This window comes from Micromonospora sp. CPCC 206061 (genome assembly GCF_036906915.1).
Lineage (GTDB): Bacteria > Actinomycetota > Actinomycetes > Mycobacteriales > Micromonosporaceae > Phytohabitans.
Map to the genome: position 1 here is coordinate 46413 of NZ_JBAKHX010000033.1, position 11429 is coordinate 57841.

Below are 11429 nucleotides of genomic sequence, written 5' to 3' on the forward strand. Positions count from 1 at the left end.
ACCTCGGCGTCGAAGGCGGCATCCAGACCGGAGACCACGCCGTGCTGGTGGATGTACCGAATGAAGTTCAAGGTGCCGATGGTTAGCACTTTCTGGGCGGTTGCTCGATGCGCTGCGCGCTGGGCCGGCGCGGGAGGCCAACTGGCGTGAAGGTGATCGCTTCTGTGGGTCGCCGTTGCCGGGCTCGGTCAGTCAGAGGGGCGCCGTCAGCGTTGACATGGCCCAGGCGTTGCCGGGGCCATGTCAACGAGGTGGTGGGAGGGACGTTAGCCTTTTTCGGCGCCTTGGTTGGCGTCGCGGACGAAGTAGCGTTGGAATATCACGAAGATGATCGCTACTGGGATGGTGGCGAGGAGTGCGGCGCCGAGTTTGAGTGGGTACTGGGTGCCGGATCCGAGTGAGCCGCTGACGAGGTCGGCCAGTCCGCGGGGCAGGGTGAACAGGGATGGGTTCTGCACTGCGACCAGGGTGTGGCCGAATTCGTTCCAGGAGCCTTGGAAGGACAGGATGGTCAGCGTGATCAGGGCTGGCCGGGCGGTGGGGAGTACGACTGACCAGAAGGTTCGGAAGATGCTGGCGCCGTCGATGCGGGCTGCTTCCTCGATGCTGACCGGTATCGAGTCGAAGAATTGTTTCATGATGAAGACGCCGGCCGCGTCGGCGATGAGCGGCACGATCAGTGCGGCGTAGGTGTCGTAGATGCCGAGTTGGTTGAGGACCAGGAATTTGGGGATGAGCAGGACCACCCCGGGTACGGCCATGAGCGCGATGATGGTGGCGAAGATCGGGCGTCGGCCGGGGAAGCGGAGCCGGGACAGGGCGTAGCCGGCCATCGAGTTGAGTAGTACCCGGGTGATCGTGACGATGACGGTGACCAGCAGGGAGTTGCTGAGCCAGGTGGGGAAGCCAGTGCCGTCGAAGATCCGGGTCATTGATTCGGTGGTGAACGGGTCCGCGAGGGGCGAGAGTGGGTTGGCTGCCGCGTCCGCTTCGGTTTTGAACGAATTCGCGATCTGGATGACGAACGGGTAGAGGAAGACCAGGGAGAAGAAGACCAGGATGGCGTAGCCGGCGAACCGGGCGGCGAGCGTACGCATGTCAGGGCCTTTCCCGCAGGGCCCGCCGCTGCAGCAGGGTGAGCAACACGATGATCAGGAACAGGACGAACGAGATGGCCGCGCCGGAGCCGTAGTCGAAGTCGCGGAATGCGGTGCGGTAGGAGAGGTAGGCGGGCGTGAGGGTCGTCTTGGCCGGGTTTCCCTGGCTCATCACGTAGATTTGGTCGAAGACCTGCCAGGTGCCGATCAGGCCCAACGTGAGCACCAAGAACATGGTGGGCCGCAGCTGTGGCAGGGTGATGAAGCGCAGGCGCTGCCAGCGGTTCGCGCCGTCGATGAGCCCGGCCTCGTCCAGTTGGCCTGGGATGTTCTGCAGGGCGGCCAGGAACATCAGCATGAACGTGCCCGAGGTGGTCCAGACGACGAGGGCGATGATCGCGCACATCGCCACGCTTGGCCCGGAGGTCCAGTCCCACCAGGTCAGGCCGAGCACGCCGTGCTCGGTCAGGGCGGCGGGTGGCGCGTTGGTGTCGACGAGTCCGACGCGGTCCAGTAGGAGGTGCAGGATGCCGCGCGGGTCGACGAACCATTGTGGTCCGTTGATTCCGAAGAAGCCCAGGATGGCGTTGATCGCTCCGCTGTTGGCGAACATGAACAGGAAGACCACGCTGATCGCGACGGAGCTGGTCACTGATGGGAAGTAGAACGCGGTCCGGAAGAAGCTTTTGCCCTTGAGTAGTCGGTTGTTGACGACGAGGGCGAGGGTGAGGGCCAGCCCGGTCTGTAGTGGTACGACGGCGAGCACGTAGTAGGCGTTGTTGCGGATGCTGGTCATGAAGTTTTCGCGGGCGAGGCCGTCCTGCGTGAACAGGTTGGTGTAGTTGTCCAGCCCGGCGAGGGGGACGCCCGACTGGAACGGGCTGCCTTGCCCGTTCCAGTCGGTGAAGCTGACCCAGAGCGCCATGAGGATCGGCACTAGCAGGAACAGTCCGAGCAGGAGTACCACGGGGGAGACGAAGAGCCAGCCGGTTATCCGTTCGTTGCCGCGGATGCCGCCGCGCTTGGAGTCGGCCACGGTGGTCAGCCGCCGAGTGCCGTCTTGGCGTTCTTGTCGAAGCGTTGCAGTACTGCCTTGGGGGTGCCGGTGGTCAGGCCTTGCAGTGCGGTGTCCAGGTCGGCCAGGACGCTGTCCATCTTGGGTGCGTTCACCGGGCCGTGTCCGTAGGCGGCTCCAGCGATGAACGCGGCGTCCTCGGGGAACTTGGCGGTGTACTGCGCCTGGGCGGACTGCCGCGAGGGCATGACGCCGAACGCGGTCGCGAACTGCATCTGCTGGTCGGCTGTGGTCATCGCCTCGACGAACTTGATCGCCTGGTCTTTGAACTGGCTCTTGGCCGCGATTCCCCAGCATTGGGTGAACGACAGGGTTCCCTTGGTGCCGGTCGGGCCGGCGGGCAGTTCCTTGACCGTGTACTTGACGTTCGGGAAGTCGGCCTTCATCGCGCCCTTGATCCAGTTGCCCTCGATCGTCATGGCGACCTTGGCCTTGCCGAACGCCTCGCCGCCCCAGCCGGTGTCGAGTTGCTTCGGATACTGCGCCAGCCCGTTCTTCAGCAGCCCCTGCACGTAGCCCAGCGCCGTCTCGTTCGCGGGGGTGTCGGCCGTGGGCTGCTTGCCGTCGGCGCTGGTCCACCAGCCGCCGTTCTGCACCAGGAAGGCGCCGATCCGGTCGCGGGTGTCGCCGATCGCGAGCGGGACGATGCCCTTGGCCTTGATCTTCTGCGCGGCGGTGGTGAGCTGGTCCCAGTTCGTGGGGATGTCCGCGTCGGTCAGCCCGGCCTTCGTCCATAGGTCGGCGTTGATTTGCAGGGCGAGGGTCGAGGTGTCCTTGGGTATGCAGTACAGCTTGCTGTCGTAGGTGAACGCCTGGCGCAGGTTCGGGTAGAAGTCGTCGACGTTGGAGACCTTGTCCGCGTACGGTTCGAGGGCTCCGACGCTGGCGTAGTCGGCGAACCGGGCGGCGTCGACGTAGAAGACGTCCGGCGGGGTGCTGCCGGCCAGTGCCTGTCCGAGCTGTTGGGCGATGTCCTGCGCGGGGGTGACCGTGGCCTTGTTGCCGGTGGCGCCGGCCCAGCTGGCGGTGGCGTCGGTGACGGCCTTGGTCTCGGCCTCGCCGGACGAGGCGATCAGGATCTTCAGGTCGGCGGGTCCGGTGCTCTGCTGGGCGGCGCCGCTCGGGTCGTCGTCGAAGCCACCGCCGCAGGCGGTGGTCGTCAACAGGAGCGCGGCCGCGACCGCGGTGGCGAATCTGCTGTGTCTCATGTGGTGGCTCCTTGGGGGGTTGTTTGGCGTAGGACGAGAGAGGGCGCAAGCAGGAGTTGACGAGGTGTCCCGGAGTGGTCCAGGACGTCGGCGAGCAGGTCGATGCAGCGGGCCGCCGCCTCGGTGAGGGGCTGGCTGACGCTGGTGAGCCCGACCGCTTGGGCGACCGGGGTGTCGTCGAAGCCGATCACGGCGCAGGTGTGGCCGGACTCGCGGATGGCGCGTAGGGCGCCGAGGGCGAGGGAGTCGGAGGCGCAGACCAGGGCGTCCACCGACGGCAGCAGGTCGGCGACGGCGGCGGCGCCGGACTCGATGCCGTCGGCGACGGCGCGGTCGAGGCCGGTGCCCGGCAGGCTGGAGTCGGCGAGGGTGGTGGCCCAGCCGGCGCGGCGGGCGTCGCCGACACCGGAGCCGGCCGGCCAGCCGAGGAAGCCGATCCGGCGGTGGCCGGCGTCGAGCAGGTGCCGGGTCGCCGCCGCGGTGCCGGCGGCGTTGTCGACGTCGACCCAGGAGTGGGTGTCCGGGGCACCCCAGGGCCGGCCGAAGGTCACGAACGGCACTTCGTGCTCGGCCAGCCAGGACGTGCGCACGTCGCCGTGGTGCGTGCTGGTCAGGACGAAGGCGTCCAGGTCGTAGGAGGTCAGCAGGCTTTCGTAGGTGGCGATCTCGTCGGTGTCGTCGGTGGCGGTATAGAGCATCACCCGGTAGCCGGCCGGCGCGGCGGCGTCGGTGAGCCCGTGCAGGAAACGGTCCAGCACCGAGCCGTTGATCCCGTCCCGGGACGGCTCGATGCGCACCGCGATGAGCCGGGACCGTCCGGTACGCATCTGCCGGGCGGCCTGGTTGGCGCGGTAGCCGAGGGCCGAGATCGCCTCCAGGACCCGCTCGCGTGTCTCCTCGCGCACCACCTCGGGGGTGTTCAGCACGTTGGAGACCGTCTGCCGGGAGACCCCGGCGCGCTCGGCAACAGTGGCTATCGTGACCTTCGACAACTTTTGAACTCCTATATCCTCTTGAACGATCGAATTCGCATCCGGCATCATTAGATCGTTCAAGTTGCTGGAATGTTTCGTACTTTGCTTCACGGCCCCGCACCCTGTCAAGACCCGTTGAGGGGATCCCATGACCCGTCTTCAGCCGCTGCTACACGACCTCGTCGCCACCATCGCCGCGCCCACCACCGCGCTGGCCGGCCCGGACGGGCAGATCCGCGCGGCCGGGGTGCAGGGCGTCTTCCACGGCGACGCGCGAGTGTTGTCCGAGGCGGTGCTGCACCTCGATGACCGGGAGACCGAGCCGATCGGCCACGCCTTCGACGGCGCCGGCACCACCCACTTCGTCTCGCTCGCCCGCTGGCTCGGCGACCCCGGCCCGGACCCTACGGTGCGGATCGAACGGACCCGCATGGTCACCGCGGGCCGGATCGACGAGCGCATCACGCTCGTCTCGGACGCCTCCGTGCCGGTCAGCACCACGGTCACCGTCGACCTGGCGGCCGACCTGGCCTCCATCGCGGTGGTCAAGACCGGCGGCCCGGCGACGCCGGTGGCCGCCCGTCGCTACGCGGACGGCGTTCTGACCTGGGAGCGCGACGACATCACGGTCACGGCCACCGCCGAGCACGCCGGCGCCGATGACCGCGGCCGGCTGACCTGGCCGGTCACGCTCGCCCCGGGCACAACCACAACGGTGACCTTCACCGTCCGGGCGAACGACCCGGCCGCCGTGGTGCACGCCCCCACCCGGGCCCACGACTGGAGTGCCGCCCAGGTCACGACCGGCGACCAACGCCTGGGCCGACTGGTCACGCGTTCCCTCGACGACCTCCGGTCGCTGCGGCTCACCGACGGCGAGGACGTCTTCCTCGGCGCCGGCGTGCCGTGGTTCCTCACCCTGTTCGGCCGTGACAGCATCTGGGCCGCCCGAATGCTGCTGCCGCTGGGCACCGACCTCGCCGCCGGAACGCTGCGTGTCCTCGCCCGCCGCCAGGGCACCAAGCTCGACCCCGACTCCGGCGAGGCACCCGGCAAGATCCTGCACGAGTTGCGCCGGCAGGAGATGGTCATGGAAAGCCACAACCTGCACCTACCCGCGGCCTACTACGGCACCATCGACGCCACCCCGCTGTGGATCAGCCTGCTGCACGACGCCTGGCGCTGGGGCCTCGCCTCAGCCGAGGTCAGCAAGCTGCTCCCACATCTGCAGGCCGCGCTCGACTGGCTGGCCACCGACGCCGACCCGGACGGCGACGGATTCCTGGAATACCTCGACACCAGCGGCCGCGGCCTGGCCAACCAGGGCTGGAAAGACTCCGGCGACGCCGTCCGCTACCACGACGGCCGGCTCGCCGAGCCACCAATCGCGTTGGCCGAGGTACAGGGGTACGCCTACCGCGCGGCCCTGGACGGCGCCGACCTGCTGGACGCCTTCGAACGGCCCGGCGGCGATCGGTGGCGCGAGCACGCCGCCGGCCTCGCCGACCGGTTCCGGGCGAAGTTCTGGGTTGACGGCGGCTACCCGGCCATGGCCCTGGACCGCGACAAACGCCCCGTCGACGCGCTCACCAGCAACATCGGCCACCTACTCGGCACCGGCCTGCTCACCGCCGCGGAAGAGCGAGCGGTCGCCACCGCGCTCGGCAGTGAGGCGATGTCCGGCGGCTACGGGCTGCGCACCATGTCCGACCGCGACGGCGGCTTCGCGCCGCTGTCCTACCACTGCGGCTCGGTGTGGACCCACGACACCGCCATCGTCGCCGCCGGACTCGCCAAAGCCGGTTTCCCCGCCGAGGCGACCACGCTCATCGACGGGCTGCTGACCGCCGCCGAGACCTTCGACTACCGGCTACCCGAACTGCACGCCGGACACCCGCGCTCGGCGCTGAACCGGCCGATGCCCTACCCGGCGGCCTGCCGCCCACAGGCATGGTCGGCCGCCGCCGCAGTGCTGATCCTGCAGACCACAATCGGCCTAGAGCCGGACGTCCCGAACGGCCGGGTCCGGCTAAACCCGCTGCCCGACTCGCCGTTCGGCCCGGTGACCGCACGAGGCCTGCGGATCGCCGACCACCCGATCAACGTCACCCCCGGCTCACGCCTCACCGGCCTACCTGCCGGACTTTCAGTCGAAAGATGAGCCCAGCCCGATCGAGCGACTGGCCTGGAAGGCAGTAGCCGAGCCGTAAACCTCGCCTGAGCGGACGAACGACACCGTCCGGCTGCCTTCGTCGCCGCGGGCGACAGGCAGTCGCTCATCGTACTGGCGCATCGTCCTGCCGAATCGAGCGGAGCAGCTCCAAACGAGCCAGGGCAGGCACAGACGGATCAGCCGCCGCCATCTGAACGACACTGTCCTGCCACCCGGCGGCACCCACACGTCGCAACAATCCCGCAATCACACCAACAGCTCTTCGCATACGGCGAGGGTGGTAGATCAACCAAGGTTTAAGTCAAGCTCCCCCCGGCGAGGAGCTCAGATCCGAAGGTGAGCGGGTCATGCCGTCGTCGGACGCGCAACGACCGGGCAGCACGTGTCGCGCCGAGCGCGACGAGGCAGTCGACGTCCACGCCGCGATCCCCGTCCCCACACCGCAGGCAACGTACGCGCCCCAGCCACCGTCCTACCAGGACAGACGCCGATCATCTGTTTTCTGGTATTGAGGTTAGGCGCTGGCGCCGGCGTAGGAGCGTAGCGAGCGCCGCCACGCGAGCGTTGCGAAGATGACGGCGCAGGCTGCCGCGGCTGGCGCGAGCAGCAGCATGGAGGGGTTGAGGCGGCCGAGCAGCGCAGCGGCGGGGTATGTGGTCAGGAACGCGATCGGTACGACGGTAAGGATGGTCTGTACGGGGTTGCGGTACAGGTCTACCGGGAAACGGGACAGCTCGACGAAGGCGTAGCCGACTCGGCCGAGTTCCTCGGCCGCTACCAGCTTCACGGCTAGCGCCATCATCAAAACGGTCAGGGCGTACATCAGCAGCACGGCGCACGCCAACATCCAGGCGAACGACGCGAGCGCGGTCACAGACGTGCCCCGGCCGGCGAGGACGATCCCGGTCGTGGTCAGGGCCAAGCCGAGTACCGGGTCGAGCAGCGTGTTGACGTTCAGGTGGCGCAGGCTGACCAGGAGTTGCGCGTCGAACGGCTTGATGAGCAGGAAGTCGAGCGTTCCGAGGCGCACGTAGTCGGTCATGCGTTCCAGGTTGGGCTGCAGCAGCATCTGGCGTAGGCCGTTGAGGGTGAAGAACAGGCCGATGACGACCAGGACCTCGGCGTTGGTCCAGCCGGCCACGGCGCCGGTGTACCGGAAGTAGACCGACGCCCCGGCGACCGCCCACAGCATCCAGAACATGCTCAGCGCGACGTTGGAGACGAAGTTCAGCCGGTATTCCACCTCGCTGGCCACGGCCGCCCGCCAGCAGATGAGAAGGATGCGGGCGTGGCGGGTCCACCCGGTCATCCGGCCACCGCCTGGTAGCGGCGGACGCCGCGCCGCCAGGTGATCCGGTACAGCAGGGCGAACACCGCGAGCCAGCCGAGCCCGACGGCGAAACCGTACAGGGTCTGGCGTACGTCGAGGCGGCCCATCAGCAACTCGATGGGGAAGCCCATCGTGGTGCGGAACGGCAACACGGAAGCTGCGGTGCGCACCCAGTCCGGCATCAACGCCAGAGGGGCGACCCAGCCGGAGGTGAACGAGCCGAGGCCCCACCACAGCATCCACATATTGGTCGTTTGTGTGCTCCAGAACCCGATGAGGGCGAAGGTCGAGGCCATGAGCAGGCTGACCCCGTACGCCAGGGCCAGCGCGACGGCGACGGCGACGAGCCGGACCGGATTGGCCGGGTAGTCCAAGCCCGGTACCAGCAGCGCGGCGACCGCCAGGGCCGGTGCCAGCATCGTCAGGAGCACCAGCCGATGGCCGAGGTCGCTGCTGGTGTACTGGTGGAACGGGTGCACGGGGCGCAGCAGCCGCACGGACAGGTCGCCGCTGCGCATGTCCGCGTCCCACTGCCACACGACGTGGTTGCCGGAAAGGTTCCACAGCAGCGTCGCCGCCGCGTAGTAGGACAGAAAGTCACCGGTGGTCCAGCCCGCCGGTGGGCCGCCCTCGGCGACCACGGTGAGCCACACCGCCATGGTCAGCAGCGGGAAGAAGCCGGTGATCACGCCCAGGACGGCCCGGCCCCGGTAGGTGACGGCCGCCAGTGTCGCGCTGCGCACCAGCGGCGGGTACGCGGCGAGCAGCTCACGCATCGGCGAACACCGCCCGGATGATGTCCTCCACCGGCGGGTCCTCGATCGCGACGTCCTCGACCGGCAGGGTGGTCAGCAGGCGGGCGGCGATCGCGGCCGTTTCGGCGCGCGGGACCAGTAGCGTGACCACCGCGCCGTCCACGGCGGACACCTCACCGAGGCCCGCCCAGGTGTGCGCCGGTACGGCCTCGCGCAGCGTGACCCGGACCAGCCGGTGCGGCGAATGTGCCTCGACCAGTGCGGCGAGGTCGCCGTCGAAGCGCAGAGTGCCGTGGTCGATGACCAGCACCCGGCGGGCCAGCGCGGTCACGTCGGCCATGTAGTGGCTGGTCAGCAGGATGGTCGCGCCGTATCGGCCGTTGTAGTCACGCAGGAAGGTACGCACCGCCGCCTGACCGTTGACGTCCAGGCCGAGCGTCGGCTCGTCGAGGAAAAGCACATCCGGACGGTGCAGCAACGCTCCAGCGAGCTCGCAGCGCATCCGCTCGCCGAGGCTAAGAACCCGCACCTGCTTGCGCAGCAGCGGTTCCAGGTTCAGCAGTGCGACCATCTCGTCGAGCGCCGAGCGGTAGGGCGCCTCGGCGAGGCCGTAGATCGCCCGGTTGACCTCGAAGGCGTCGGCGGCCGGAAGGTCCCAGAACAGGGCGTTGCGCTGACCCATGACCAGCGAGATCCGGCGCAGGAAGGCGTGTTCGCGACGGTGCGGGGCGTGCCCGAGCACCTGGACGGTGCCGGCGGTGGGATGAAGCAGACCGGTCAGGCACTTCAGCGTGGTCGTCTTACCGGCACCGTTGGGACCGAGGAAGCCGACAACCTCCCCCTCCGGAATCGTGAAGCTGACCTCGTCGACCGCGCGGACCGTGTGGTACTCCCGTCGCACGAAGGAACGCAACGCGGCGCGCAACCCCGGCTCACGCCGATGCACCGGGAAGTGCTTGGCCAAGTCACGCACCTCGATCACGGCACGACCGAATCGACGGACCCGCAACTGACACCGATGTTCCCCGCACCGATCCGACCAGTCCGACGTGCGAGCCGACGCCCGACGTTGCGCCCATGCGGGCTTACGAGCATGCGCGGCTTATAGCTGTCCACAGCGAATCGGACGTCCTCGGGTGCCACCGATGCATCGGTGACCATCATCGGCTCACTCCTTCCCATCAGGCGAAGATCACGGTGGGTAGTCCCGAAATAGCGGGTTTGGCGCCAGATCCGACGGTGACGTCCACGGGCTGCCCGGCGATGCCAGCCCCTTGGCAGTAATGGCACCAGGAGGTGCCCCGGTCGGTGTGCCAGGCGCAGACGCCTGGCGGGGACGGCGTCGCCGTCAACGTGTGCGATGTGGACACTCCGGCCGGCCTCAGCGTGGAACAGGCCCTGGATCGCCGCGCGGACCTGGCCGTCACGGTCGGACAACACGCTGGTCGGCGCGGCCCGAGGCGGCACCAGGTCGTCCAGCAGCGGCTGTGTCGGGCAGTCGACGATCATCCGGTGGGTCTCCCTTAGTCGCATCGGCGCCATCGCCGGGGGAAGTTTGCGAGCTCCCCCAAACTTGAACGATCAAATCTCCGGACGAACCACCGGTTGGATCGTTCAAGTGAGCAGGGGGCGATGCTAACAGCTGTCAAAGGTGGCGAAGCAAGCCAATTTGGCGGACATGATCACTATCACTGGTGTGCGTCAACCCGTCCGGCCCCACCATGGCTGTGCGTATCCCAGCCACACCGGGTGCTCGGTGCGCTGGCCAGAATCGATCTGGATCGCCAAGTGATCGCTGGCCGGCTGTGTCAACGGTCAACGACCGCGGCCATAGCCATCCGGCCCGCGCCGACGAACTCAGGCCGGACCCACAGGCATGTCGGTGACATCGCTCGCTGCTCACGGCCCGCAGGGGCGGTGCCGTATGTCGCTGGCAAGTGCCAACTACAACTGAAAGGCACATCACGATCGTGGCCTTCTCGTACGTGACGTTGTAGAACCTCGACCGTGGAAACCTGCCCGCGGCCCGGTCGCTGCGGTCCGCGGCGCGGTTCCACACCGCTATCCCGTTGGCCTGGTTGCTGATCTTCACCGTGTTGATCCGCGAGCGGTTCTGGGACTACTGGCGCACCCTGCTCTAGACCGGCTATGCGCGGGCGTGGGCGACGATGACCGGAAGCGCCAGGAACAGCCGAGCGGATTGGGCGCGGTCGGCCATCTCCTGTGCCCATGCCTCGGCGTCCGCGTCGTCGACCGTCCCGGCACTCCGTCGTCGAGCAGCCCGGCGCGGAAGCGGCGGGCGGCGAACGGGTCGGTCGCCGCGTTGGCGCGGGCGTGCACGATCCGGCGGGTCAGGTCGACGTCGGCGGCGTCGATCATGACGGCGTCCCAGTCCTGGCCCAGCAGGACGATCCGGCCACCTGGGGCCAGGATCCGCCTAGCCTCGGCCAACGCCCGGCCCGGATCGTCCCAGCTCGTGGAAGACCTTGTCGGCGCGGTACCCGGCCATCGACCGGTCCGCGAAGGGCAGCGCGTACGCGTCGCCGAGGCGAAACTCCGCCTCGGGCCAGCGATCGCCGACCCCGCCGGCCGGTGCCTGTTCCACGCCGTATTCGGGATCGCCGGCCCGACCTGCGGCATCACCCGGACGACCTGGTACCTGCTGCACGGCAATGTGGTCGACGCCGCCCGCATGCACCTGGCCGCGCTGCTGCTGCGCAATCTGCCCTGGGAGCCGTTCACCTGGTTCTTCGTGCCGGAGGCGACCACCGAATAGTACAGGTGGCGCTGTATTCATGATCTGATGTACTCTTCGCG

The 11429-nt window shown here is 68.3% G+C and carries 9 protein-coding genes; 2 read left to right on the plus strand and 7 right to left on the minus strand.

The genetic code is table 11. From position 1 onward, the window contains the following. Window positions 1–266 precede the first annotated feature (266 nt). The 4 genes from V6V89_RS21995 to V6V89_RS22010 are packed head-to-tail and all read right to left on the minus strand — an operon-like array spanning window position 267 to window position 4372. Window positions 267–1097: a carbohydrate ABC transporter permease gene (locus tag V6V89_RS21995; RefSeq protein ID WP_334621103.1), complete on the minus strand. Its 831-nt coding sequence runs from the start codon at window positions 1095–1097 to the stop codon at window positions 267–269. Window position 1098: 1 nt separating this feature from the next. After that, window positions 1099–2133, minus strand: coding sequence for a carbohydrate ABC transporter permease (locus V6V89_RS22000; RefSeq protein WP_334621104.1), 1035 nt, complete (start codon window positions 2131–2133; stop codon window positions 1099–1101). 5 nt (window positions 2134–2138) lie between these two features. Continuing rightward, window positions 2139–3380, minus strand: coding sequence for a sugar ABC transporter substrate-binding protein (locus tag V6V89_RS22005; protein WP_334621105.1), 1242 nt, complete (start codon window positions 3378–3380; stop codon window positions 2139–2141). Next, window positions 3377–4372, minus strand: a complete 996-nt coding sequence (locus tag V6V89_RS22010) for a LacI family DNA-binding transcriptional regulator (protein WP_334621106.1) — start codon at window positions 4370–4372, stop codon at window positions 3377–3379. Before V6V89_RS22010 ends, V6V89_RS22005 begins: the two co-directional genes overlap by 4 nt. Window positions 4373–4502: 130 nt before the next feature. Here V6V89_RS22010 and V6V89_RS22015 point away from each other — a divergent pair, with 130 nt between their 5' ends. After that, window positions 4503–6515, plus strand: a complete 2013-nt coding sequence (locus V6V89_RS22015) for an amylo-alpha-1,6-glucosidase (RefSeq protein ID WP_334621107.1) — start codon at window positions 4503–4505, stop codon at window positions 6513–6515. Window positions 6516–7041: 526 nt separating this feature from the next. Here V6V89_RS22015 and V6V89_RS22020 read toward each other — a convergent pair. From V6V89_RS22020 to V6V89_RS22030, 3 genes are read right to left on the minus strand one after another with little or no spacing between them, the layout of a single operon-like run. Continuing rightward, the gene (locus tag V6V89_RS22020; RefSeq protein ID WP_334621108.1) at window positions 7042–7836 is read right to left on the minus strand and encodes an ABC transporter permease; all 795 of its coding nucleotides are present in this window, start codon (window positions 7834–7836) and stop codon (window positions 7042–7044) included. Then, entirely contained in the window at window positions 7833–8633 is an 801-nt protein-coding gene (locus tag V6V89_RS22025) for an ABC transporter permease (RefSeq protein ID WP_334621109.1), read from the minus strand. Before V6V89_RS22025 ends, V6V89_RS22020 begins: the two co-directional genes overlap by 4 nt. Beyond that, a complete protein-coding gene (locus V6V89_RS22030; protein WP_334621110.1) occupies window positions 8626–9594 on the minus strand; it encodes an ABC transporter ATP-binding protein in 969 nt (322 codons plus the stop codon). The genes V6V89_RS22025 and V6V89_RS22030 overlap by 8 nt, the downstream gene beginning before the upstream one ends. 1494 nt (window positions 9595–11088) lie before the next feature. Between V6V89_RS22030 and V6V89_RS22035 the strand changes: the two genes are divergently transcribed. Beyond that, window positions 11089–11388 (plus strand): DUF2752 domain-containing protein, encoded by a 300-nt coding sequence (locus V6V89_RS22035; RefSeq protein WP_334621111.1) that lies wholly within the window; start codon window positions 11089–11091, stop codon window positions 11386–11388. Window positions 11389–11429 lie beyond the last annotated feature (41 nt).